The organism is Catonella sp., from assembly GCF_052169795.1.
Lineage (GTDB): Bacteria > Bacillota > Clostridia > Lachnospirales > Lachnospiraceae > Catonella.
This window is the reverse complement of record NZ_JBQNBU010000032.1, coordinates 1-24,198: the sequence shown is the minus strand read 5'-3', so window position 1 is coordinate 24,198 and position 24,198 is coordinate 1. Positions and strand designations below refer to the sequence as shown.

23 protein-coding genes are annotated in these 24,198 nt (G+C 36.0%); 6 read left to right on the top strand and 17 right to left on the bottom strand.

Annotated elements, in window-relative coordinates; all coding sequences use genetic code 11:
- The 11 genes from ACTTKP_RS06520 to ACTTKP_RS06470 form a co-directional block, all read right to left on the bottom strand.
- Positions 1–483 (bottom strand): WG repeat-containing protein (locus ACTTKP_RS06520; protein WP_442553101.1); only part of this gene is annotated, 483 nt, incomplete at its 3' end.
- 215 nt (positions 484–698) lie between these two features.
- A complete protein-coding gene (locus tag ACTTKP_RS06515; RefSeq protein ID WP_442553100.1) occupies positions 699–1,328 on the bottom strand; it encodes a hypothetical protein in 630 nt (209 codons plus the stop codon).
- A gap of 31 nt (positions 1,329–1,359) precedes the next feature.
- Entirely contained in the window at positions 1,360–2,217 is an 858-nt protein-coding gene (locus ACTTKP_RS06510; protein WP_442553099.1) for a L,D-transpeptidase, read from the bottom strand.
- Between the two features lie 180 nt (positions 2,218–2,397).
- On the bottom strand, positions 2,398–3,546 hold the full coding sequence (gene fucO / locus ACTTKP_RS06505) for a lactaldehyde reductase (protein WP_442553098.1): 1,149 nt from the start codon (positions 3,544–3,546) through the stop codon (positions 2,398–2,400).
- Between the two features lie 27 nt (positions 3,547–3,573).
- The gene (locus tag ACTTKP_RS06500) at positions 3,574–4,014 is read right to left on the bottom strand and encodes an RbsD/FucU family protein (RefSeq protein WP_442553097.1); all 441 of its coding nucleotides are present in this window, start codon (positions 4,012–4,014) and stop codon (positions 3,574–3,576) included.
- Positions 4,015–4,104: 90 nt separating this feature from the next.
- On the bottom strand, positions 4,105–5,247 hold the full coding sequence (locus ACTTKP_RS06495) for an ABC transporter substrate-binding protein (RefSeq protein WP_442553096.1): 1,143 nt from the start codon (positions 5,245–5,247) through the stop codon (positions 4,105–4,107).
- Between the two features lie 97 nt (positions 5,248–5,344).
- Positions 5,345–6,322 (bottom strand): ABC transporter permease, encoded by a 978-nt coding sequence (locus tag ACTTKP_RS06490; RefSeq protein ID WP_442553095.1) that lies wholly within the window; start codon positions 6,320–6,322, stop codon positions 5,345–5,347.
- Positions 6,323–6,335: 13 nt separating this feature from the next.
- The gene (locus ACTTKP_RS06485) at positions 6,336–7,826 is read right to left on the bottom strand and encodes a sugar ABC transporter ATP-binding protein (protein WP_442553094.1); all 1,491 of its coding nucleotides are present in this window, start codon (positions 7,824–7,826) and stop codon (positions 6,336–6,338) included.
- A 19-nt stretch (positions 7,827–7,845) separates the two neighbouring features.
- Positions 7,846–8,502: an L-fuculose-phosphate aldolase gene (locus ACTTKP_RS06480; protein WP_442553093.1), complete on the bottom strand. Its 657-nt coding sequence runs from the start codon at positions 8,500–8,502 to the stop codon at positions 7,846–7,848.
- 444 nt (positions 8,503–8,946) lie between these two features.
- The gene (locus tag ACTTKP_RS06475) at positions 8,947–10,728 is read right to left on the bottom strand and encodes an L-fucose isomerase (protein ID WP_442553092.1); all 1,782 of its coding nucleotides are present in this window, start codon (positions 10,726–10,728) and stop codon (positions 8,947–8,949) included.
- Between the two features lie 112 nt (positions 10,729–10,840).
- Entirely contained in the window at positions 10,841–12,259 is a 1,419-nt protein-coding gene (locus ACTTKP_RS06470) for a rhamnulokinase (protein ID WP_442553091.1), read from the bottom strand.
- A 315-nt stretch (positions 12,260–12,574) separates the two neighbouring features.
- Between ACTTKP_RS06470 and ACTTKP_RS06465 the strand changes: the two genes are divergently transcribed.
- Positions 12,575–13,333 carry a DeoR/GlpR family DNA-binding transcription regulator gene (locus tag ACTTKP_RS06465; protein ID WP_442553090.1) on the top strand — a complete coding sequence of 253 codons (759 nt, stop codon included), beginning with the start codon at positions 12,575–12,577 and terminating at the stop codon, positions 13,331–13,333.
- Between the two features lie 199 nt (positions 13,334–13,532).
- Entirely contained in the window at positions 13,533–15,020 is a 1,488-nt protein-coding gene (locus tag ACTTKP_RS06460; protein WP_442553089.1) for a flotillin family protein, read from the top strand.
- A gap of 123 nt (positions 15,021–15,143) precedes the next feature.
- Here the strand turns inward: ACTTKP_RS06460 and ACTTKP_RS06455 are convergent, their stop codons facing one another.
- The 5 genes from ACTTKP_RS06455 to ACTTKP_RS06435 form a co-directional block, all read right to left on the bottom strand.
- Positions 15,144–16,355, bottom strand: coding sequence for a 6-phosphofructokinase (locus tag ACTTKP_RS06455; RefSeq protein ID WP_442553088.1), 1,212 nt, complete (start codon positions 16,353–16,355; stop codon positions 15,144–15,146).
- Positions 16,356–16,358: 3 nt separating this feature from the next.
- On the bottom strand, positions 16,359–17,096 hold the full coding sequence (locus ACTTKP_RS06450; RefSeq protein ID WP_442553087.1) for a response regulator: 738 nt from the start codon (positions 17,094–17,096) through the stop codon (positions 16,359–16,361).
- A gap of 204 nt (positions 17,097–17,300) precedes the next feature.
- On the bottom strand, positions 17,301–18,068 hold the full coding sequence (locus ACTTKP_RS06445) for a hypothetical protein (RefSeq protein WP_442553086.1): 768 nt from the start codon (positions 18,066–18,068) through the stop codon (positions 17,301–17,303).
- 131 nt (positions 18,069–18,199) lie between these two features.
- On the bottom strand, positions 18,200–19,612 hold the full coding sequence (locus tag ACTTKP_RS06440; protein ID WP_442553085.1) for a sensor histidine kinase: 1,413 nt from the start codon (positions 19,610–19,612) through the stop codon (positions 18,200–18,202).
- Entirely contained in the window at positions 19,609–20,301 is a 693-nt protein-coding gene (locus ACTTKP_RS06435) for a response regulator transcription factor (RefSeq protein WP_442553084.1), read from the bottom strand. The genes ACTTKP_RS06440 and ACTTKP_RS06435 overlap by 4 nt, the downstream gene beginning before the upstream one ends.
- A 259-nt stretch (positions 20,302–20,560) precedes the next feature.
- Here ACTTKP_RS06435 and ACTTKP_RS06430 point away from each other — a divergent pair, with 259 nt between their 5' ends.
- A complete protein-coding gene (locus ACTTKP_RS06430) occupies positions 20,561–21,499 on the top strand; it encodes a DNA-methyltransferase (protein WP_442553083.1) in 939 nt (312 codons plus the stop codon).
- A 34-nt stretch (positions 21,500–21,533) separates the two neighbouring features.
- Here the strand turns inward: ACTTKP_RS06430 and ACTTKP_RS06425 are convergent, their stop codons facing one another.
- On the bottom strand, positions 21,534–22,823 hold the full coding sequence (locus ACTTKP_RS06425; protein ID WP_442553082.1) for a S41 family peptidase: 1,290 nt from the start codon (positions 22,821–22,823) through the stop codon (positions 21,534–21,536).
- A gap of 201 nt (positions 22,824–23,024) precedes the next feature.
- Between ACTTKP_RS06425 and ACTTKP_RS06420 the strand changes: the two genes are divergently transcribed.
- From ACTTKP_RS06420 to ACTTKP_RS06410, 3 genes are all read left to right on the top strand, one after another.
- Positions 23,025–23,396: an ArsR/SmtB family transcription factor gene (locus ACTTKP_RS06420; protein ID WP_442553081.1), complete on the top strand. Its 372-nt coding sequence runs from the start codon at positions 23,025–23,027 to the stop codon at positions 23,394–23,396.
- Positions 23,397–23,518: 122 nt separating this feature from the next.
- Entirely contained in the window at positions 23,519–23,818 is a 300-nt protein-coding gene (locus ACTTKP_RS06415) for a hypothetical protein (RefSeq protein WP_442553080.1), read from the top strand.
- On the top strand, positions 23,769–24,198 hold a 430-nt coding region (locus tag ACTTKP_RS06410), incomplete at its 3' end, for a hypothetical protein (protein ID WP_442553079.1). The genes ACTTKP_RS06415 and ACTTKP_RS06410, both read left to right, overlap by 50 nt.

The window sequence follows — 24,198 nt, the reverse complement described above, 5'->3', positions numbered from 1 at the left end:
AGCAATTCCATTCTCTGCAAATCCTTCTGTAAAGAGGAAATCTTCGCCAAATACTCTATTTCCATCTTCATTTATAAACATATAGGTCTTGCCATCTGTTATATAAGCCAGTCCCTGTTCAAAAACTCCTCCCTGCTCTATATCTTCTGGCAAAGATATTACCATCTCATTTCCTTTGTTGATATAGCCTTTCTTTCCATCTCTTGTAACTACAAAAGCAAGCCCTGATTCTGAAAATGCATATCCATGCTCATAAATACAAGGAATGACTATTTTGCCAGTCTCATCTGCATAGCCTGACATCTCTTTTGCTCTAATCTGGTAAAGCCCTCCTGCTTTATAATATATTTCTTCTGCTGGCTCTTCTGGAATCATAAGAAGATCCAGATTCTTGCCAAATACTACTTCATAATCCCTGTTAGCCTCGTAGCTGTTCAAGTCTTTGTCATACTCTCTGTAAAATAAGTTTCCTTCGTGTTTCATGTTCTTCTCCTTTTTTATAAAAATAATGTTCAAAAAACTTTCAAGTTTATCATCAAAATCTTCATTTTTATAAATTTCTTTAATTTTTGCTTTGTCTGTGACTTATCCAGTATAATACTTCCCAAATAATTCCAATAATGTCATATCGTTATCTCCTCTTCTATTATTATATTTAAAGTATAGCAATTTAGCTGGACACATTTTGTCCTAAAAACTTATTCCTGTAATTTTTTAAGTGCCTTCTGATACTTTTTTGCCCTTTTAATATCCTTCTCTGTAATTCCAACTTTTTCAAGTCTTGACAAATCCATATTATGCTTTAAATCTGATATTTTAACTGCTCTTGCTAAAGGATTTGCTTTCACCCTCTCTATATAATCATCATAAGACAGGCTCCCATCCTTAGACTTTGTAATAGCAAATACTGCTTCGCCTATCTCCTCCCCAAACAATTCTTTTATTCTCTCTATTGTAAGTGGAGTATCTTCAACCGTATCATGAAGATAGGCAACTATTTTTTCTTTATTTGTAGTCACACCATTTACTACAGCCTGTATATGTCCTGCAAAGTAATCAATACCAGCTTTATCAATCTGATTTTTGTGTGAATTCTCAGATACAAACTTAGCCAATTCAAGCATATATTCTTCTTTTGTTATTTCCTTTATCTGCTCATATTCTTCACAATCAGGACAAACATAAGGAAACAGGATAAAATCAATGAAACCAAAATCATTATTTTCATAAAAGATTTCATATTTATTATTCCCCAATGCAACAACTACATTATCATAAGACGGTTTGTAATACTTTACAGCCTTACTAAAATCAATCATTCTAAGCATTTTTACTTCCTCCTCGTATTTGAAAATATTTTTAATAAACTACTACAGGCATACCGTTGTACGCATTGTCATAAATTGTCTTAACTGCTTCTGTCGGTGTATTTACACAACCATGTGAGCCATGTCTGTTTTTATAAGCCGATTTTGACCAGTCTGAGCTATTTTTTCTCCATGGAGCATCATGTATTCCTATTGAATTAGCATCATCAAATCTCATCCATCTTTCAACAAAGTCTGATTTAAACGAATTATCAAAATCTCTATAATGTAATACTCTATTTTTCTGCATATAGATTACTGTAAATAAACCTTTAGAAGTCTGTGCTTTTTTCTTTGTATCTCCAGTAACTACATTCGCAGTTATCACTCTTTTACCTTTTACAACCTGTGAAATAATTTGATTTTTAAGATCAACTTCAATATATGTTTCATTTAGAATTTTATTTAAGTCTAATTTTATGAGATTACCTTTTTTCTTACCTTGTACTGCCTGATAAATATTGTCTGCAATAGCCTTTTTTACAGTTTCATTTGATATACCTGCGACTACCCTTTTTATATTTACTTCTTTTCCATCATATTTTTTTAGTATAAGAGAATACTTAATTTCTTTGAAATGTTTCGATACATAATAGAAAATAGCTTTTTTATTTATCTTATCTTTCGATCTAAAGTTTTTATAGGCCTCTTCATTTAAATTTATTCTTCCAAATTTTGTTTTTAAGTAAGTTTCTGATTTGTAGATTATACTATTTGTGATGGGTGGTTTAATATAAATAGTATGAAAGAAATCCGGCTCAGGTGGTGAGTATGCCTTAACTGTGTCTGTCACACCTATAAAAACAGCTATAATTACCAGAACAGCTAAAATTTTTTTAATCTTATTCATAATCAATCTCTCCTTTTCTGCCAATTAACTTAATTACTAACAGCTGTTATATTAGTATTATATAAAGCAGACTGGACATATTTTGTCTGAAGAAATAAGATTTTAAAAATAAAAAGTCCATACCAAAACCTGACTTTTTTCTGTCTGGTTCTGATATGGACAAATAAAGCTATTTATGCATTACATAAGCTTAAGGTAAAGGTTCTTAATATCCTCAAAAGTAGGCTCCTTTGGATTACCAGGTCTGCAGGCATCATCCATAGCAGACTGTGTAAGGAAGTCAAGATCCTCAGGCTTAACTATAGCCTTAAGGTCGGCAGGAATACCTACATCCTGTGAAAGCTTCTTCACGGCGTCAACTGCTGCCTTTCTATACTCTTCCTGACTCATCTTCTCTACACCTTCAACACCCATAGCTATAGCAACATCTCTTAACTTCTCGCCTGTTGCTTCTGCGTTGTACTCCATTACTGTTGGAAGGAGGATAGCATTAGCCACACCATGAGGTGTATCATATACAGCACCCAAAGAATGTGCCATAGAATGAACTATACCAAGACCGCAGTTAGAGAAGCCCATACCTGTAAGGTACTGGCCGAGAGCCATACCCTCTCTGCCTTCTTTTGTATTCTCAACAGCTCCTCTAAGGCTCTTTGCAATAAGCTCGATAGCCTTTAAGTTGAACATATCCGTAATTGTATTTGCACCGAGAGTTGTATAACCCTCGATAGCGTGCGTAAGTGCATCCATACCTGTTGAAGCTGTAAGTCCCTTAGGCATTGAGCTCATCATCTCAGGATCTACAAATGCCACTACAGGGATATCGTGCGGATCTACACATACAAATTTACGCTTCTTCTCTACATCAGTAATAACATAATTAATTGTTACCTCTGCTGCTGTACCTGCTGTTGTAGGAACTGCAAAAATAGGTATACAAGGCTTCTTTGTAGCTGAAAGTCCCTCAAGACTTCTTACATCTTCAAACTCAGGGTTTGTAATGATGATACCGATAGCCTTAGCTGTATCCATAGAAGAACCGCCACCTATAGCAATAATATAGTCAGCCGCAGCTTTTTTAAATGCAGCTACACCACTCTGTACATTTTCGATTGTTGGGTTTGGCTGGATTTCAGAATAGATTTCAAAGTCCATATTTTCAGCCTTAAGTAAATCTGTTACCTTGCTTGTAACATTGAACTTAATAAGATCAGGATCTGAACATACAAAAGCCTTCTTAAAGCCTCTGTTCTTAGCCTCTACAGTAATTTCCTTAATTGCTCCTGCTCCATGATAAGAAGTCTCATTTAATACAATTTTGTTAGCCATCTTTTTTTCCTCCATTTTCTCAGACTCTCAGTCTGTAACTACACCCTTCTGCAACATAATATTTGCATACAGAGCCTTTTCAGAAGTTGCTATTATGAGATAAGAGGTCTTTGCCTCCTCATAAAACTTAAATCTTTCGATGAAGCCAATGGTCTTAGTACCACGCTCATCATATTTTGCCACTATGTCCTCGAACTCTTTCCAGATTGGAGTTTCCACAGTATCTCCAGGAACCTTTTCCATCAGAGAAACTGATTTTTCAGTATAAGTATCAAGTGGAAATAATTTTAATACAGCCTCAAGCACATCAGGCACTCCATGTCCGTCAAGCCTTATTACTTTTGCATTTTTCCCTATAGTATGAGCTGGAAAATTTCCATCTGAAATTACAAGTCTGTCTGAATGTCCCATCTCACAAAGGGCTGCTAAAAGTTCTGGTGATAATATCTTAGGAATATTCTTTAACATAAGCTTCCTCTTTCTTATTTGTGAATGTTTTAACACATTAATTCTACATAATGGGGTGCCGTTATTTTAGGCACCCCTATAACCTACAGATTATTCATATAAGCAAGGCTTAATGTCGTCTGCATCCATATTGTCAGCATTGTACCATTTAGCACCTGTATCAACGTCAGCTACGCTCTTTCCATCTGCTGCTTCTACAGCAAGCTTAACTGCCTGATAACCAATCTGTACAGGATCCTGAGTTACAGCACCTGCAAAAAGTTTACTTCTAACTGCATCAAGAAGCTTCTTACCGGCATCAAAACCAACTGCAACTACTTTGCCTTCACCAATCTTATCAAGACCTTCGTTAGCTGTAATTATAGCATTAGCCGCAAACTCATTAGAACCATAGATAGCTATAAGATCATTCTTCTCAAGTATAGCAGAAGCAACTGCTGCTGCATCTACGTCTTTAACTTCAGCAGGGATACCTACATCAAGCACAACCTTAGCACCTGATTTCTCGTTCTTTAAGCTGTCATGTCCTTCTACAGATACATTGTCTGCTCCGCAAAGCTCTGTCATCTTGTCTACAAATCCCTTTGTTCTGTCAACGATAGACTGTGAGTTTGACTCCTGAGCTACAACACCGATTCTTACAGGCTCTTTTGCATCTTTAACCTTTGACTCAATCAACTTATAAAGCTCTTCTGCTGCTAAAGCACCTGCTACTGCATTGTTTGTAGAAGCATTAGCCTTAATTGCGCCTTCCGGAGCATTTGGAACACCTGAGTCAAATCCTATAATAGGAATATTTGCTTCCATAGCCTGCTGGATTGAAGGGATACTGGCCTGAGTATCAAGAGCTGCAAGACAGATAGCTGTAGGCTGTTTAGCTATAGCTGTATTTAAATACTCAACCTGCTGTGCAATAGCTGACTCATTATCAGGTCCCTGGAAAGTAACTTCAACTCCAAACTCTTCAGCAGCCTTCTTTGTACCAAGTTCTACTGCTTTCCAGAACTGATGCTGGAAGCCCTTAGCTATAACATCGATATGCTTTGTGCCACCATCTGTTGTTGCAGGTGTACTGGTAGCTGCACTTGACTTTGCTGTGCTTGTAGCACTTGACTTTGTGCTTGCAGCAGACTTTGTTGAGCTTGTCTTTGCTCCGCCACCTCCACAGGCTGTAAGCGCTGATACCACTATTACTGTACTGAGAAGTGCTGCCATAAGTTTCCTTGTTTTCATTTGTTTTTCCTCCTTAAATATATTAATCCAAATTTACTTGCACCCCTTAATATTTGAGTGCCTTTTGGAATTAATGGGTTCTTCGTTAAAATATCTGTTATTTTCCTCTCTTCCTGTTAAGTACATCCATATATACTGCGAAGATAAGAATAATGCCGGTAATAAAAAGCTGATAATGTGACTGTACCCCGATATAAGGGAAACCAATCTTTAATACTGTCATAATAAATACACCAACTATAGTACCAAGTATAGTACCTACACCACCTGCAAGAGAAGTACCACCGATAACCACACCGGCAATGGCATCAAGCTCGAAACCGTTACCTGTATTTGGCTGTGCAGTTGTAAATACTGCTACATAAGCAATACCTGCAAGGGCTGCAAAAAATCCTGAAAATACATAAGCTAAAGTCTCATACTTAACTACATTTATACCTGAAAGCCTTGTAGCTTCCTTGTTAGAGCCTATTGAAAGAATATAACGTCCTGTCCTTGTCTTATTTAATATAAGAGCCATAATTACTGCAATTACTGCAAGAATCACAAAACCTGTAGGAAAGTTCTTAGGTAAAATCCCCCCGTCCTTTGTAATCATAAAAAACTCTCTAAACCAAGCTCCAACTGAATCACCCTGTGGGAAAGATATTGTCTTGGTTCCCGATACAATAGAGCCAAGACCTCTTGACATCATCATCGTACCCAGTGTTGCTATAAAAGCAGGAAGTCCAAGCTTGGCTACCATAAGCCCGTTTATCAGCCCGAAAATACATCCGCTTAAAAGTATTACAAGGAGTACAAGCCCCATCGGAAGCCCCTTTTCCATAAGAGTTCCGCCTATTAAAGCCGTACATATTGCAATAGTACCGATAGAAAGATCAATACCGCCCGTACAAATAACAAAGGTGACACCTATTGCCATAAATGCTACATAATATGCTGACTTGGCAATATTGGTAAATGTAGTTATTTGAAGAAATTTATCCGGCGTAATAACCGAAAAAGCAAGACAAATTAAGATTAATGCTGCAATAACTATTGCACGCTGATTTGAAAATATTTTCTTAATATCCATTGTTAATCTCCCCTTAACGCTTTGTAGCAGATTCCATAATAACTTCCTGGTTAGCCTCTGCAATATCCAGAGTTCCTGTAATTCTTCCTTCGCACATGACTATTATTCTGTCACTCATACGAAGTACCTCAGGCAACTCTGATGATATCATTATTATAGATTTCCCTTCTTTTGCAAGACTTTCCATAAGTGCATAAATCTCACTCTTAGCACCTACATCTATACCTCTTGTAGGTTCATCAAAGATAAGGATATCTGAATTTCTTACTAACCATTTGGCTATAACTACCTTCTGCTGATTTCCGCCGGAAAGCTTCTTAACAAGCTGCGATACGCTAGGAGTCTTTGTTTTAAGGCTCTCTACATATTTCTGCGAAACTTCCTTGCTCTTTGTCTTATCTATAAATATTCCTTTTACAAAGTCATTTAATGAGGCAATAACTGTATTTTCCTCTATTGACTTATCCACTATAAGACCATAACGTTTTCTATCCTCAGAAAGATAGCCTATACCATGTGCTACTGCATCCTCAGGAGTATTTATAGTAACTTCTTTACCATTTATAAATATTTTTCCTGAATCTTTCTTATCTGCACCAAAGATAAGTCTGGCTACCTCTGTACGCCCTGCTCCCATAAGTCCTGAGAAACCAAGAATCTCTCCCTTTTTCAGTTCAAAACTTACTTTTTTAACAGCCTTACCTCTGTTAAGATTTTCACATCTAAGTACTACAGGAGCATCTTTAGCTACATTGGAAACTGTCTTAGGCTCGCCAAGAATGGTTCTTCCAACCATCAGCTTGATAATATCATCTTTACTGCATTCTTTAGTAATAAGAGTTCCTACGTATTCTCCGTCTCTCATTACTATAACTCTGTCTGAAATAACATTAATCTCATCCATTCTGTGGGAGATGTAAACCATTCCGGTTCCTTTTTCCTTAAGGTCTCTGATTACCTTAAAAAGCTCCTCTATTTCAGAGTCGGTAAGTGCTGCAGTAGGCTCATCAAAGATAATAACTTTGGCATTTGAAGAAATAGCTTTTGCAATCTCTACCATTTGCTGTTTTCCTACTGTAAGATTTCCAATTTTTTCAGCCGGATTGATATCTATTTTCAAAACCTTGAACAATTCACTAGCCTTCTCATTCATCTTTTTATCGTCAATCAGAAATCCGTTCATTTCTTCGCGTCCGATAAAAAGGTTCTGAGCTACGGTTAAATCATTCATCATGTTCAGCTCCTGATGAACAATGGAAATTCCTGCCTCCTCAGACTCAGCAGGTCCTTTATAACAGACCTCCTGTCCCATATATTTGATTTCGCCGGAATCTTTTGAATATATACCGGTCAAAATCTTCATAAGAGTAGATTTGCCGGCTCCATTTTCTCCCATCAGAGCTACAACCTCACCTGCTTTCAGGTCAAGTGCTGCATTTTTAAGTGCAGCAACACCTGAAAAGGATTTGGTAATTCCCTTCATTGAAAGTATTAAATCACCCATATTTACTCCTTAGCAAAAGCTATTCCCTTATACTCTTCTTCTGTCCATAAGTCTTAAATTTTTCAGCCATAAGTGTCATTTCCTCTGCAGGAAGAACTACCGGTTCACCAATACTTCTGGCCTTCACATAAACTTCAGAACAATACTCTATCTCTTCAACTATATTAAATGCATTAAGAAGGTCATTTGCTCCGGCAAGCACACCATGATTTGCTAAGATAACAGCCTTTCTATCCTCCATTGCCTTAGCTGCATTTACTGCAAGTTCGTGTGAACCATAAGTTGCATACTCAGCGCATCTTACTGTAGGTCCAGCCACTGCTATCATATAGTGGGTTGCAGGAAGCTCTTCACGCAGGCAGGCTAGTACGGTTGTATACATAACATGTGCATGGATAACTGCATCTATATCATCCCTTGTTCTGTACGGCATAAGGTGCATTTCCCACTCTGATGAAGGAGTACGGGTTCCCTCTATGGTCTTTCCGTCAAGGTCGATTATTACTATATCCTCAGGCTGAATTTCAAAGAAATCAATTCCTGAAGGTGTAATAGCTACCATCTTATTCTCTCTGTCAAATACGCTTAAGTTTCCGCCTGTTCCCTTGGTAAGCCCTGCTGTTACAAGCTTCTTACCATATTTAACAAGCTCCTCTCTTGCTTTTTCCATTAACATAATTTCATCCTCCGCTGTCTTTTTAAGACGCTTCTATTTTCTTTTTCTATCTTCTCTCATATAAATTTAAGACTTGTGCTGCCGTTCTTATCCTACAACCACCAACCACATAAATTTATATTTTCAATTCATTATCTAAGTTGACGCTACGAATGATAACATTTCAGACTCGCTCCGGCATCCGCTTCGCTACGCCTAATGCGCTCGCTTAGAATTTATCATTCGTAGCTGATGTCTGAAATTCAAATTAGTAAAACTATACCAACTCACTAGGTCTTCAATTAAACAGCCGGAGCTGATAATGCCTAAGCGAGCGCATTAGGTTTTTCGTGAACACCATAAGGCTTACAATAGTATCTTTCAGAAAAACCGGAGCGAGTCTGGACATTTATCAGCTCCGGCGTAACTTAGAAAACAATTTGCTTTATCTCGCAAATTCTATTTTTACTTATAAAGTGGTCCGTAGTAAGCACAAGCTCTGAAATCCTGGCTCTCTAAATCTGTAGTTCCAAATCCGTTAAATGAATGTGGTCTATAGATTCTATCCTCTGTTACATTGTGGAAAGCAACAGGTATTCTAAGCATAGATGCAAGAGTTATAAGTCTGTCACCAACATGTCCGTAAACTGTTGCTCCGTGGTTAGCGCCCCATTTAGCCATTACATTATAAACACTGTCTGCTGACTTTGTAGTAAGGTTTGGAGCAAACCAGGTAGTTGGCCAGCTTCTATCTGTTCTTTCATCAAGTACCTTATGTACATCATCATCAAGTACGCAGGTATAACCTTCAATTACCTGTAAAGTAGGGCCTACACCCTCAACAATATTGGTTCTAATCATAGTTACAGGCATTTCTGCTGCTGTCTTAAAGTGTGATGAGAAACCGCCTCCTCTGAAGTACTCATAGTTTGCTCTGCACCAGTCAGTAGCCTCTGTAAGAGCCTTAATATCCTCATCTGTAAGGTTCCACCATTCCTTCATGCAGCCTTCGCCCTTTTCGTTCTTAGCTGCTGCGGAGCCGTCCAAGCAGCTTGCACCTGAGTTAATAAGATGCATAATACCGTTTGCTGCCCTACCTGTAAGTTCTTTTCCTGTTACTCTCTTAACTGCATCAGGTGACCAATATGTTCTTACATCACTAAATATTGCAGCCTTATTTGTTACAAGCCATCCAAGCATCATAGATACGCCGTTAAGTGTATCATTCTCTGTTGCAAATGGAATAGGCTCTCTCTTTCCATTCCAGTCAAAACCTGAAGCTGTAATAGCCTCTGTAAAGTCCGCATTTGGAAGCCAGTCTGTCCACATTCTCTGTCCCTGGAAACCGCCTGCTATGGCATTTCTTCCAAGTGACTCTTCGTGCCAGCCAATTTCTGCAAGCTTTGGATTGCCCTTAAGTATATCTCTAACAATAAGTGCATGCTTAACACAGAACTCCCACTGCTTATCATCAGGTATCCATCTGGACTTCTTTATTACTTCTGGGAAGTCTTTGCCTGCATTTGTATCATAACCCTCTTTGCAATTCTCGCGAACCCATTTAAGAGCCTTCTCATATTCTTCGTGATCATAGATTTCAAGCTCGATTCTTCTTAAAATCTCTGTCATATCCACCCATTCAGTTCTCATTCCAAGATATTTCTGAAGGAAGTCTACATTTACAACAGATCCTGCAATACCCATAGATACTGAACCAAGGTTTACATAAGACTTATTCTTCATAAGACCTACTGCAACCGCTCCTCTTGCAAAATCAAGAATTTTCTTCTTAACATCTTCTGTAATTGTTGTATCGTCTTTATCCTGAACTTCGTGTCCATAAATTGAGAATGCTGGAAGCCCTCTCTGTGCATAAGCTGCCATAACTGCTGCAAGGTAAACTGCACCCGGTCTTTCAGTTCCGTTAAATCCCCATACAGCCTTGATTGTGTTAGGGTTTAAATCCATAGTCTCTGTACCGTAGCACCAGCAAGGTGTTACGGTAAGAGTACCGACTACATTCTGAGTGGAGAAAAATTCTTCACATTTAGCAGCCTCACCGCCGCCGCCTATTGTACATGGTGAAATTACACACTGTACAGGTGTTCCATCAGGATATCTAAGCTCACTCTCAATAAGATCTTTAGCCCTCTTAGCCATTCCCATTGTCTGATCCTCAAGAGACTCTCTAACACCGCCCCAGCGTCCGTCAATAGTTGGTCTGATACCGATTTTTGGATAACTCATATTCTTTTCCTCCTTAATGTGTATTCCCGAATTATCATAAATCCAAATTATAAATCTTTGAAAATGTTTCAATTAAATCTATATTCATAAGTAATTCGAAAATATTGATATGTTAATATTTTTTTATTTCCTGTGATTTATAAGCGGCTTCAAGCCCTTCTTCGATAGTTTTTATTTCTCCGAGTGCTTTTAGCTGTACTAAGATATTGCCAAGTGCGGAAGCCTCATAAGGTCCTGCGGTTATACTTACTTCAAGCCTTTTAGCTATCAGTTTGCAAAGCAGTGATGATTTTGCTCCTCCACCTATCATATGGACTTTTCCATATTTCTTACCTGATATTTCCTCAAGTGCTTTCTTTACTTCCAAGTATTTCTTTACCATACTTTCATAGATAACTCTGAAATAATCCATTTCATTTTCAGGAAGTTTCAGTCCATTTTCTTTAAGATATTCATCTATAACTTCTTTAGCATCAGCCTCTTCACTTCCAAATCTTGAATCTTCCATATCTATCAGATTACTGATAGTTTCTTCTTTCTTAAGCGATTCTTCCACATAAGCTGTAATCTCGTCGAAGCCAAGCTTTCTTCCTAACTTTTTCTCAAGCCCTGTCTTATATTTTTCAAGAAGATAAAGTCCTGTAAGATTCTTAAATAAAAGCGGTGTGGAATCAAATCCCAATTCATTGGTAAGCCCTTTGTCATAAGCTTTTTCAGATAAATCTGGACTTTCTGCTCTTATTCCAAAAAGTGACCAGGTTCCACAGCTTAAGAACATTGTATCACTATCAGTCATTACCTTTGTAAGTAAAACTGCACTCGCTGTGTCATGTCCACATACGGAAACCACATCTACATCTAAATCTTTAAGTTCTTCTATAAGTCCTGTTTTAACATTCCCCGTAATACTTCCTGCCTTTGCTATCTTAGGAAGTTTATTCCTGTCTAGGTTCAGTTCCTTTAACAACTTTTCACTATAATCACCTGTCTTAAGATTAAGTATCTGAGTAGTAGAAAGAATTGTTTCCTCACCCACCATATTACCTGTCAAAAGATACTGTATTAAATCAGGCATCATCAGTAATTTTTCAGCTTTCTCATAAGTCTCCAGACTAACCTTTCTTAAAGTCAATAGCTGAAATAAAGTGTTTATACTCATAATCTGAGTTCCTGTTTCAGCAAAAATTTCCTTTTCACCAAGAGTTTTTAAGGCTTCTTCATACCCTTCTTGATGCTTTGGATCTCTATAACAGACAGGATGCTCGATAAGCTTACCCTCTTTATCTATAATGCCGAAATCAACACCCCAGGTATCTATACCTATCGATGAAATTTCATTTGCATTTTCTTTTATAGTACTAACAATTTTCTCCAAAAGTTCATCAAAATCCCAACGTAATCGTCCATTTGAACTTTTTATTTCATGTGAAAACCGCATTACTTCTTCAAGTTTTACCTCATTATCCTCTATATATCCGATTATTCCACGTATTGAGGTAGCTCCCATATCTATTGCCAGTGCTTTCTTCATATCTGCTCCTTCAATAAATATAAATTCATTTTTCAGTTTTATTGATACTTTTATTAAATATACTCTATAACAGCAAGTTAATTTGTGGCTTTTTACCAACTGTTGTCTAAAGTAGATAATAGCATATTATGAACATTTTAGCTATACTTGAAAAAATATTTGAATTAGTTTTTTAAAATACCATTTTATTGTTCATTTTAGTTCTTAATTGTTCATTTTTATTTATTTTTTCTTTGCTTTATTATAAAAAGGTGATATACTGTTAAAAAGTGGATAGTAATTTTAAAACATCAAATAACAATACGGAGACAGGTTATGAAATATATTGAACGAAAGAAACAAATTTTAGCTTATCTTACAAATGGAAATGGTGTCGGTGATATCACCAATATGTGCAAGAAACTTTATGTGTCAAGGTCTACATTGCGTAGAGATTTGATTACACTTGAAGAAGAAGGAATGGTTAAAAGACATCATGGCGGAATCAGCCTTATTTCTCCAAGTTCCTCTGAAAATTCAATCAACATAAGAAAGATGGAAAATACAGACAAAAAAATGGCTCTTGTTAAACGTGCGCGCACACTGTTGCAGGATAATATGGTAATTTTCCTTGATTCCTCATCAACTGTCAGCTTGTTTATCCCTTATTTAAAGCCATATAGCAATCTCACTGTTATAACAAACGGAATAAATATCGCAAGCCAGCTAAATAACTATCCTAATATTAAATGTTACATCTGCCCCGGTGTACTTAAAAATCGCAGCCTCTCTATAATAGGAGAATATGCATCAGCCTTTATAAGCAATTTTCGTGCTGATATAGCCTTCCTTTCCAGCAAGGCAATAACAAAGCAGGGCATTTTTGAAGGTGATGATTCTCAGGCTCTCTGCAAGAAGGAAATGATAAAAAACTCTTACAAATCTGTACTTCTACTTGACAATAGTAAAGAGTTTAAAGAGGGATATTTTAAGCTTGCTGATTTTGCAGACTTTGATGTCATAGTATCTAATGGTGAGTTTGGAGAAGGAATTATGAAGGAAATTGACAGGTCGGATTGTAAATTATTATTTTGATATAGTAAAATTTCTCAATTAAGTCACATTATGATTCAACAAGCTTTCATATAACTTGTTATTCAACCAAATAATCATGTGCCACAATCCTTATATTTACAGATTTGTGGCATATTTTATTCTTTTTACCAAAATATATTGATTTTTTGATAATTTTTTGAGAAAATATATGTAGAAATAAACCAAAGGAGATTAAAATATGCCTGAATTTACTGTAACTATTATCATTTTAATACTTGTTCTTATAGGTATTGTAGGCTTATTCTTTGCAGGTTTTGTATCTGCCAGTCCAAGTGAAATTAAGGTTGTTTCAGGACCTAGAGGACAACGAATAATTCATGGACGTACCGGCTGGAAAGTTCCTGTATTTGAACGAGTTGATGTAATGACTGCTGAAATGGTTGCCATAGATACTAAAACCAGTGACTATGTGCCTACTTATGACTTTATTAATGTTAAAGTAGATGCCGCTGTTAAAGTACGTATATGTACAAGTAAACAAGAAGTATTTCTCGCAGCCATAAGAAACTTTTTATACAAAAAGACTGAGCAGATTGCTGATGAAACAAGAGATACCCTTGAAGGACATCTTAGGGCTATTATCGGACAGATGGAACTTAAGGCTATAGTTCAGGAAAGAGCCATGTTCTCCGAAAAAGTTCAGGAAAATGCTACTAAAGACCTTGAAGAAATGGGACTTGAGATTGTAGCCTTTAACATTCAGTCCGTTGTTGATGAGAATGGTGTTATCACAAATCTCGGAATTGACAATACAGAAAAAATCAGAAAAGATGCTGCCAAAGCTAAAGCTATAGCAACACAGGAAATAGCTGAACAACAGGCACGTTCAGATAAGGCGGCTAATGATGCCAGAGTTGCAGCCGACCTTGAAATTGCTCAGAAAAATAATGAACTTGAAATAAGACAGTCAGAGCTTAAGGTTGAAGCTGAACTTAAACGGGCAAAGGCTGATGCTGCTTATGCTATTGAAAAAGAAACTCAGAGAAAAGAAATCGAAAGAATGAGTGCTGAGGCTAATATTGTTAAGCAGGAGAAAGAAGCCGAGGTTAAGGAAAGAGAAGTTCGTGTTAAGGAACAGATGCTTAATGCCGAAGTCAAGAAACAGGCTGAAGCTGAGAAATATAAGAGGCAGCAACAGGCTGAAGCTGAAAAAATAGAAAAAATGAATAAGGCTGAAGCTGAGAAATATGAGAAAGTACAGGAAGCAGAAGCTATGAAGGCTACCGCAGAAGCCAAAAAATATGCCGCCGAACAAGAGGCTTTGGCTATTGAAGCAAAGGGTAAGGCTGAAGCTGAGGCTATTAGACTGAAGCTTAATGCAGAGGCAGAAGGTTTAGATAAGAAAGCTGAGGCTATGCTTAAAATGAAAGATGCCGCAGTTATTGAAATGCTTGTCAAGGTTCTTCCTGATATTGCAAAGGCAGTTGCAGAACCTCTTAATAATGTTGATTCTATTACAATGTATGGTGATGGCAACAGTGGAAAAATGGTCGGTGATATTATGACTTCATTAGATAAGGTTACTAATGGACTGGGCATAGATATAAGAGAGTTAGTAAAAGCAACTCTTACCGGTAAGGCTATCGGTTCTTCTATTGATGTAAAGGTTGAGGCTCCTGTTGCTAAAGATAATATCGAAACTAAAGAAATAAAAACTGATTTATAATTTCCCTAAATAACTCAATAAACTAAACTGGGAAAACATGCCACAATCCCTTTTCAGGGTTGCGGCATGTTTTCCCAGTTTATCATGTATTTTATTTACTATGGATTTTTTATATTTTTCAACTTAAATCACAAAAAACTCCGGTACTCCATCCTTATATCTACAGCTCATCTCACCCTTAACCAGCGGTCTTAAATACCTGAGCATTTCCTCAGTAACACCATTCTCACCTTCATTTATCCACTCTAACGGAACCTTCTTTTCAAGATTTGCTACCTCTTTAATGTCCACTGAAGAATACTCTATCTTGTAAGGTTCATCAGAAATTCTTGTAAGCCTTGCCATTCTGCCCGATTTTCCTTCAAGTCCAAGCCTTACAGCTACTCTTCCAAGCTCCACTGACTCCATTATATCCGTCTCACTCATACAATGTGAAGCACATCTCTGAATAAGACTTAACTCTATATATCTAGCCTTATACTTAAGTTCATCTTTAAGTACCTTTTCAAGAATCCTTCCGTTTCCACCAAGCTGTTTGTGACCAAACGCATCAACCTCACTGTTAGAATCCGCTCTACCCGCTGTTTCAATTACCGTTCCCTCACTTAGGGCAACTATTACATTCTTAGACTTTTTCATAACCTCTCTTAAATCTGCTACAAATTTATCTACCGAAAGTTTAACCTCACTTAAATAAATAAGATAAGGAACTTCTTCGTCTTTCTCTGCTGCAAGGGCTGCCGCCGCTGTAAGCCAGCCTGCATTCCTTCCCATAATTTCCACAATAAGTATATTTTCCTTGTCATAAACCCTTACTTCTCTCGCAAGTTCACTACACACCGTAGCTATATATTTTGCAGTAGAGCCGAACCCCGGACAGTGATCTATTCCATTTAAATCATTGTCAATTGTTTTTGGAGCACCATTTACTGTAATGTCGGTTATGCCTTGCTCATTAAAATATTCCGAAAGGCGATATACTGTGTCCATAGAATCATTACCGCCTATATACACAAAATGACCTATATCATATTTCCTAAATACCTCTAAAACCCTCTTAAAATCAGTTTCATCTTTTTTAGGGTCTGCCAGCCTATACCTACAAGAGCCGAGGGCAGAGGACGGAGTACGCATAAGCTTATCCAAATCATCCTCTGAAAGCTCTCCTAAATCAATAATATTTTCCTTAAGTATGCCTTCTACACCAAATTTTGCACCATAGACCTTAGCTCCATTGTTCTTCTTCTTGCTTAACCACTCTTTTATAACCCCTGAAAGAGTAGCATTTATAGCTGCGGTCGGACCTCCGGACTGTGCTACAATCAAATTTTTCATTTGTTAACTCCTTGTCAATGTTTCAAATTTATATCCTACTCCCCATACCGTAGAAAGCCTCCACTCTGCATGGTCATTTATCTTCTTTCTAAGGCGTTTTACATGTACATCTACCGTCCTTGTATCACCTATGTATTCATACCCCCAAATTCTATCAAGGAGCTGCTCCCTTGTAAATACTTGATTAGGATGTGATGCTAAAAAGTAAAATAATTCCAACTCTTTTGGAGGCATTTCCACCCTTTCATTATAATAAGTAACCGAATAGTTGGTAAGGTTTATTTCCAAATCAGAATATCGAACTCTGTTTATATTTACTCCTTCATCTGCATTTACGACATTTTCCGTATTACTGATGCTGTTTTCAGCCGGAGCAAACCTTCTAAGTACCGCCTTTACCCTCGCCACAAGCTCCTTAGAATCAAACGGCTTAATCATATAATCATCTGCTCCAAGTTCCAGTCCCAGTACCTTGTCAAAAATCTCTCCCTTTGCAGAAAGCATAATTATAGGAACTTTTGAAGTCTTCCTTATTTCTCTACAGACATCATATCCATCTTTTCCCGGCAGCATTATGTCTAACAGAATTAAATCCGGCTTATATTCATTAAACAATTTAAGTGCCGCATCACCATCTTCTGCCCTCTTAGTATCAAAACATTCTTTTATCAGATACAAAGATATAAGTTCAGATATATCCTCATCATCATCCACTACTAATATTTTCTGTTTTTCAGACATTACTTATCTCCTCTATTCCATCATCCAAGCCTTACTTATCTTCTTCATATAAAAAAACTTCCTACGGTTTATCATTCTACCATAGAAAGTCGGTAATTGCATTATTGTTTATTTAAAAAGCATGATTATACACAAGATTGGAGCTGCCGTTTTATCCGACAGCCCCATCTAATATATATTTTTTACTTACAGATGAACCGTATTTTAGTATGCCAGCATATCCGCAAATCCAAAATTCTCCTTAAATTTTTTGCCCAACTTATTTGCTAACGGCTTCATTTCATCCATTAGATTCTCAATATCCTTATAAAGTCCATCCAACTTAGCTTTCAAATCTTTGGTAGCTTCTTCAACTTTCTCATACTGCTTTTTATATTCCTCACCAAGTTTATCAAGCTCTTCCTGTTGCTTTATAAGAGTTGCCTTCTCATCATCTGTAAGAGCAGTTGAAGACTGAATAAATTTTACCATATCCTTTATTTCCAGATCCTTATCAGTTGCTTTCTCATAAAGCTTATCCCAAATCGACTGATTTTCACCATTAATCTTATTAAGTTCACCTTCTATCGCCCAATTATCTGTGATTTTATTTGTTATCTTTTCTATCTTATTTGCCGTAGCCTCAATCTCCTTACGGGCTTTTACAATCTTTTTATACTTATCTTTAACTGTTTTCTTCTCTGCCTTTGTAAGTTTTTTATCTTTTTTGAGAATTTGAGATAGTAATTTATCTCCGCCTGTCTTTGGAAGAATTTTATCCGGAGTGGCAAAGAAATTTTTATCCAATTCTCTAAAATCAGTATTTCCCGGATAAGCAAAGAAATCTTTGTCTGTTTCTTTTAAATCCTTATCCTTATCAATGATTTTTGTTTCTGCCGGCTTTTTGTCCTCCGCCTTAACTGTGTTTAAGCCCATTGTAGCTCCTGAAACTACTAAACTTCCTACCATAAATAAAACTGCTAATTTGTTCATACTAAATACCTTCCTTTCATTATAAGGTTTATGTTTAATTTTTATTTTTGATAAACAATGTCTTGTTGTTTTATCTGTGTATAGTATAGCCTTTAAACTTAGGCAAAATCTCCCTCAAAATGTAAGGAATCCTAGGAAAAAGTGTGGGAAATTTGTGGCAAAGTAAATGTAAATACCGTTCCATTTTCATCCGAAGCCGCTTCCAAGGAGCCATTATGCAGTTTCGCTATATCATTCGCCATAGAAAGCCCTATGCCAAACTTTCCTCCCTTTCCCTTATAAAATCTCTCAAAAATATGTGGCAAATCCTCTTTTGCTATGCCACTTCCATCATCAGTAACTTTAATAACAACATTATTGTTAATAATTTCACAAGAAAGTTTCATTTCTGACTTTGCATATCTTATTCCATTAGATACCAAATTTCCAAGAAGTCTTTCAAGTAACTTAACATCACCGGAAATTATAGGCTCTGCCTTAATTTCAGATAAAATATCTATATTATTTTCTTTGGACATAATCTTAAAATTATCTATAATTTCTGCCATCAGTTCCGCTATATTTACCTCTTCAAACTCAGGCTCCGTTGTTTCCATTTTAGAAAGAAAGAGGATTTCATTTACAAGCGAAGCCATTTTTTCACTTTCTTTAAGAATAACTTCCGAAGCTTCCTTTTCAGGTATTACATTGTACTTTATGCCCTCTGCATAACCCTGAATTGACATTAACGGAGTTCTAAGTTCATGCGATACATTCTGAAAAAATCTTTTTTGAATATTTTCACTTTCTAAAATCATTTCAGACATTTCATTAACAGTAGTAATTACAGCTTCTATCTCAGAATAATGAGAGTTTGGACAGCCACCTCCCACCTTAAGTCTGTGTTTTCCTATTGAAATAAGATATGACTTAAGATTATCAAAATCTCTATTTGCCTTTCTGGTTGTTAAAAACAGAAACAGTACAGAGCCTGCTCCCGAAAGTGCAAGGGCTGCCATAAGCACCAAATTTACATTATCTATAAAATTTTGTATAGGAGTAATATTGATATAAAATATTAAATGATAATCTTTTTTATTTTTATCCGAATCATCCGGAAAAAAAGTCCCATTTTCTATAATTCCGCTACAATTCTTTGCCTGAACCAAATAAAAATTTCCTCCTATATTCAGCTTGCGTGGAGAGTCTTTGTATGCCTCAGGCTCCTCCGTAGTTGCATCTGATATAGCTTTTGCAATTTTCACCTCATAATCATAGTACCAGGGCGCAGCCGGAAATATCAGTTTTCCATCAGTATCCATAACAAGATGTAGAACCGGTGCTATCAAAGAAGTATCTGCAAGGTCATCCTCTTCTTTTGAATCATTCTCTTCATAAGCCACATTGCCCAAATTATCCATTTCATTTTTAAGAGCATCATATGTCAATGCCTTAATATACCGGTCTGAAATAATCTGAAAGAATAAAAATACTGCAAGCATGGATATAATAACTATAAATGACGGAATCATGAAAATCCTGTTCAATAATTTTTTCTTTTTCATACATCCCCCGCCAATACTAACTTAAAGCCAAAGCCCCAAATTGTTTCTATCACAACATTACTTTCCGCTTCTTTTAATTTTTTTCTAAGCCTCTTCATTGTATCATCCGTAACCCTTGTTTCAACCTCACTATAACCCCAAATATCTGCAAGCAGTTTATCCCTTGATACAGCTTTTTCAGGTGCTTCAAGCAATAGAGAAAGTACCTGAAATTCCGTCTTTGTAAGTTTCAAATCTGTTGTTCCCGATTTACATGAAAACGAGTCATCATTAAGGGTTAAATCTCCAAATATTTTTTCCTCTTCCACAGCCTTTATTTCATTTTTTTCAAGTTTATTAAGAATTGCATTTACTTTCAGGGTAAGTTTTAATGGTGAAAACGGCTTTGTAAGATAATCATCACAGCCGGCATTAAAACCTGTCATAAAATCTGCATCAGTATCTCTTGCAGTCAGTAAAATAATATTAATATCTGCATGATTTTTTCGTATCTTACTGCAGGCAGTGAAACCATCCATCCCCGGCATCATTACATCAAGCACTACTATATCAGGAATTTCATTCTCAAGCACAGAAAGTAAATCATTTGCATTGCTAAAAAGCCTTACTTTATGTCCTGCATCTTCTAAAAACCTCCCCAGCAAATCTCTTATATTTTTTTCATCATCAGCAATAAATATTTTTCCCATGTAGACTCCTTACTATCTTTAATATCGGGGCTTTTAAATCTGCTGTACAGATTCTTCGTTTACACCTATTCTTACTATCTTATTAATTATAGTATTGAAAACTTATTAAATCAATGTATAGATTCATATTCACCGTATTTCTAACAGGAGACAGCCTGACAATTCTTATAAAGAAATCTTCCTTTACAATTGTTTTTAATGAATTTATATGTCATAATCATGTTATAAAAAAATAATAACATTTATAAAGGATAATAAAATGAAAGCCGGCAGAAATAAAACAATTGATATATCCGTGGAAGATGGAAAAGAATATTTTAAAAGATGTATAACTTTAGAAAAAAAAGTGGAACTTTCCGAAGTTTTGGACAAGACTATAATCGGAAATACCCTTGAAGTATTGAAACTCTTGCCCTCAAATAGTGTGGACTTGCTCATAGTTGATCCGCCATATAACCTTGATAAAAATTTCCATGGAAATAAATTTAAAAAAACAAGTGATGAAATTTATGGTGAATATACCAAAACCTGGGTAGAGCTTGTAAAGCCTCTTCTTAAAAAAAATGCTACTGTATATGTTTGTTGTGACTGGCTTTCAAGTTCTTCCATATTTATGGTACTTAAGCAATATTTTAATGTGCTGAACCGCATTACCTGGCAGAGAGAAAAGGGACGGGGAGCACTTAGCAATTGGAAAAACGGAATGGAAGATATTTGGTTTGTAAGCAATTCTAAAGAGTATACTTTCAATGTAGAAGATGTAAAAATCAGAAGAAGTGTAATTGCACCTTACAAAGAAGATGGAAAACCAAAAGACTGGGAGGATACAGAAGATGGAAAATTTCGCAATACCTATCCGTCCAATTTTTGGGATGATATTTCTATTCCTTACTGGTCTATGCCTGAGAATACCGCTCATCCTACTCAGAAACCTGAGAAACTTTTGGCAAAGTTAATTCTTGCAAGTTCAAATAAAGGCGATGTAATACTGGATCCGTTTTTAGGCTCAGGTTCTACCTCCGTTACAGCAAAAAAACTTGGCAGGCATTACATAGGAATAGAACAGAACGAACAATATTGCGTATGGGCTGAGAAAAGACTTCAGATGGCAGACGAAGATAATACCATTCAAGGATATGCCGATGGAGTTTTTTGGGAGAGGAATACCAACAGGCTTCAAAAGCAATATAAAAAATAGGGGCAGCTATAATTTATCTGCCCCTATTCTACACTTATTTTTTCTTTTTCTTCTTTGAATTATTTTTAATATCTTTGAGTAAAAGCTTCTCAGCCTTTTTCAACTGCTTATCCTCTTTTAACGTTCCATCCTCAGTTAAAGAATTTTTCACTTTATATTGAGGTGTTATACCTATTTCATTTATACTCTCTCCATTAGGAAGATAGTAGTAAAAAGTGGTTATTTTAAGAGCACCGGTTATATTACCAAAAATATCAGAAGCGGTAAATATAGATTGTGCAACGCCCTTTCCAAAACTTTTTTCTCCCACTGTCTTAGCTGCCTTATTATCTACAAGGGCACCTGTAAAAAGTTCAGAAGCACTTGCAGAGTATCTGTTTATCAGAACATAAATAGGAAGATTTACAATCTTATCCGGTTCACCGGACTTATCTTCAGCTATAAAATCTGTTCTGGTTCCACTTTTATATTCATAGCCAAAAACCTTTTTGCCTGCTTTAAGGATTCTGTTTGCCATATTGAAAGAAGAATCAACTAAGCCTCCACCATTATTTCTTAAATCTATGATAAGTCCTTTCATTCCCTTTTTTTCAAGCTCTGAAAGTTTTTCATCAAAAGCTTCATCAGTATTATCCAAGAAACTGTTAACACTCAGATAACCTATTTTAGTTTTTTCATTAAAATCTGATTTAACAGAGTCTAAGGCAATTTCATCTCTTACAACTGTATATTTTATTTCATTATAATTTCTTAAAACAGTAATTTCTACCTCGGTTCCTTTTTCACCCTTCATAAGTGCAGTAGCATCTGTAAGACCCAATGTAGATATATCTCTTCCATTTACTTTGATTATAATATCATCAATTCTTAAGCCGGCAGCTTCAGCAGGGCTCTTTTCAAAAACCCGTTTTACAATAATACCGCCTGTATTATTATCTTTGCTAACTTCAACGCCTATGCCAAAAAACTTCCCGCTCATTGCCGCTGAAAAATTCTTTATTTCATCTTCTGTAAAATATTCAGAATATTTGTCATTGAGTTTTGATACCAAAATCTTCATAAATTGGTCAAATGATGTATCCTGCTTAACCTCTTTTATAGCTTCTTCAAACATTGCGGAAGTGTTAACAGGCTTATAATAATCACTATTTATAGCATCTAAAAACGGTTGGGCTCTTAACATATACATAGTCTGCATATCATCATTTGACACAGTCTCTGAAGCATAAGAAGTATATGTATGTCCTACAGTACCTATTAAAAATGACATTAAAAATATTATTGCCATCTTTCTTGATTGCTTGGCAAATGTAAATAACTTCATTGTACTTTAATCTCCTTACTTTAGTCTTACTGCTATTATAATATATAATTAGTAAAATAATCAAATGTTTCACAAATTTTTCACCGAATTTAATTATTTGTAGATTTTTTTATAATATGCTATACTTCTGTATATTATCCTATATGTGTCAAAAATATTTGGCACTCGGCAATACAGATAAGCTTAATTTAAGGAGTATATATGTCAGAATTTCATTTACCACATGAGCATAATCATGACAAGCATCATGAATACGCCCTCGCAAAACTTGCCGTTATTGATGACTTTAATCTTGTTGCAGATGTATTTAAACTGCTGGGAGACGGAAGCAGACTTCGTATTTTTTGGCTGCTCTGCCACTGTGAAGACTGTGTACTCAATATTTCTGCTATGGTAAATATGTCAAGCCCTGCCGTATCCCATCACTTAAAACAGTTAAAAGCCGGTGGTCTTATCACCGGTCGAAGAAACGGCAAAGAAATGTTTTATAAGGCTGCTGATAACGAAAGAAGTAGACTCTTACACTGCATGATTGAAAATCTTATGGGAATTGTATGTCCCAAAAATTCATAGTACATTTATTACCTTTTTGTAACTAATTTGTAACCTTTAAGGAGTACACTTATTATAAAATTTACTTAAAAGGATAGTGAAAAGAGCTGCTTGTCTTAGCATTTACATCTGTCTTCTTTAATATGACACCTATTAAGGCTACGGTAGAGACAGATAAAATAAACTTAGGTGCTAATGTAGGATTAGATTTGCTTAGAGTTACAGGAAAAAACTTACCATTTTCTGAAAATGCAACTACTACCCTTAATCTTATTAAAGGAGAAACATATATTTTAACAGCAAAAATTGGTTATCAAAAAGAAGATGGTGGTGGAAACTGGCTTTCAAAACTTTTAACAACTATTAAAGATGGAGATGTTAAGCTGTTTTGTAATGACAAAGAAAAAAACTTATTACTGTCAGTTAAAGAAATCTGGCAATAACAATAACAACAATATTACAACACCTACAGCTCCTACTAATCCTGGTGTTACAGATTCTACAGTACCTGAAAACAACATAACAATACCGGATGATACAACTCCTTTATCTCCTGCACCGGCAGAAGTTTCTACAACTCCAACTACGGAGACTGAAGATAACAACGAAGATATTGATATTGAAGATGATGATACTGCTCTTGGTGCTCCGGTTATTGATAACGATGTAGACGAAACTGAAGATGTTCCGGTTCCTGTAAAAACTAAGAAAAAAGTAGTTGCTAAGGAAGAAAAATCTCTTGATATAAATGCTGATGATACACCATTAGGAACTACACTTCCTAAAACAGGTGGTTCATTTGGATTCATCTATATCTTATTTG

Coding starts and splice junctions, on each gene's coding strand:
- ACTTKP_RS06515 (WP_442553100.1), bottom strand. CDS start 1,328: ATGCTTAGAATGATTGATTTTAGTAAGGCTGTAAAGTATTACAAACCG.
- ACTTKP_RS06510 (WP_442553099.1), bottom strand. CDS start 2,217: ATGAATAAGATTAAAAAAATTTTAGCTGTTCTGGTAATTATAGCTGTT.
- fucO (WP_442553098.1), bottom strand. CDS start 3,546: ATGGCTAACAAAATTGTATTAAATGAGACTTCTTATCATGGAGCAGGA.
- ACTTKP_RS06500 (WP_442553097.1), bottom strand. CDS start 4,014: ATGTTAAAGAATATTCCTAAGATATTATCACCAGAACTTTTAGCAGCC.
- ACTTKP_RS06495 (WP_442553096.1), bottom strand. CDS start 5,247: ATGAAAACAAGGAAACTTATGGCAGCACTTCTCAGTACAGTAATAGTG.
- ACTTKP_RS06490 (WP_442553095.1), bottom strand. CDS start 6,322: ATGGATATTAAGAAAATATTTTCAAATCAGCGTGCAATAGTTATTGCA.
- ACTTKP_RS06485 (WP_442553094.1), bottom strand. CDS start 7,826: ATGGGTGATTTAATACTTTCAATGAAGGGAATTACCAAATCCTTTTCA.
- ACTTKP_RS06480 (WP_442553093.1), bottom strand. CDS start 8,502: ATGTTAATGGAAAAAGCAAGAGAGGAGCTTGTTAAATATGGTAAGAAG.
- ACTTKP_RS06475 (WP_442553092.1), bottom strand. CDS start 10,728: ATGAGTTATCCAAAAATCGGTATCAGACCAACTATTGACGGACGCTGG.
- ACTTKP_RS06470 (WP_442553091.1), bottom strand. CDS start 12,259: ATGAAGAAAGCACTGGCAATAGATATGGGAGCTACCTCAATACGTGGA.
- ACTTKP_RS06465 (WP_442553090.1), top strand. CDS start 12,575: ATGAAATATATTGAACGAAAGAAACAAATTTTAGCTTATCTTACAAAT.
- ACTTKP_RS06460 (WP_442553089.1), top strand. CDS start 13,533: ATGCCTGAATTTACTGTAACTATTATCATTTTAATACTTGTTCTTATA.
- ACTTKP_RS06455 (WP_442553088.1), bottom strand. CDS start 16,355: ATGAAAAATTTGATTGTAGCACAGTCCGGAGGTCCGACCGCAGCTATA.
- ACTTKP_RS06450 (WP_442553087.1), bottom strand. CDS start 17,096: ATGTCTGAAAAACAGAAAATATTAGTAGTGGATGATGATGAGGATATA.
- ACTTKP_RS06445 (WP_442553086.1), bottom strand. CDS start 18,068: ATGAACAAATTAGCAGTTTTATTTATGGTAGGAAGTTTAGTAGTTTCA.
- ACTTKP_RS06440 (WP_442553085.1), bottom strand. CDS start 19,612: ATGAAAAAGAAAAAATTATTGAACAGGATTTTCATGATTCCGTCATTT.
- ACTTKP_RS06435 (WP_442553084.1), bottom strand. CDS start 20,301: ATGGGAAAAATATTTATTGCTGATGATGAAAAAAATATAAGAGATTTG.
- ACTTKP_RS06430 (WP_442553083.1), top strand. CDS start 20,561: ATGAAAGCCGGCAGAAATAAAACAATTGATATATCCGTGGAAGATGGA.
- ACTTKP_RS06425 (WP_442553082.1), bottom strand. CDS start 22,823: ATGAAGTTATTTACATTTGCCAAGCAATCAAGAAAGATGGCAATAATA.
- ACTTKP_RS06420 (WP_442553081.1), top strand. CDS start 23,025: ATGTCAGAATTTCATTTACCACATGAGCATAATCATGACAAGCATCAT.
- ACTTKP_RS06415 (WP_442553080.1), top strand. CDS start 23,519: ATGACACCTATTAAGGCTACGGTAGAGACAGATAAAATAAACTTAGGT.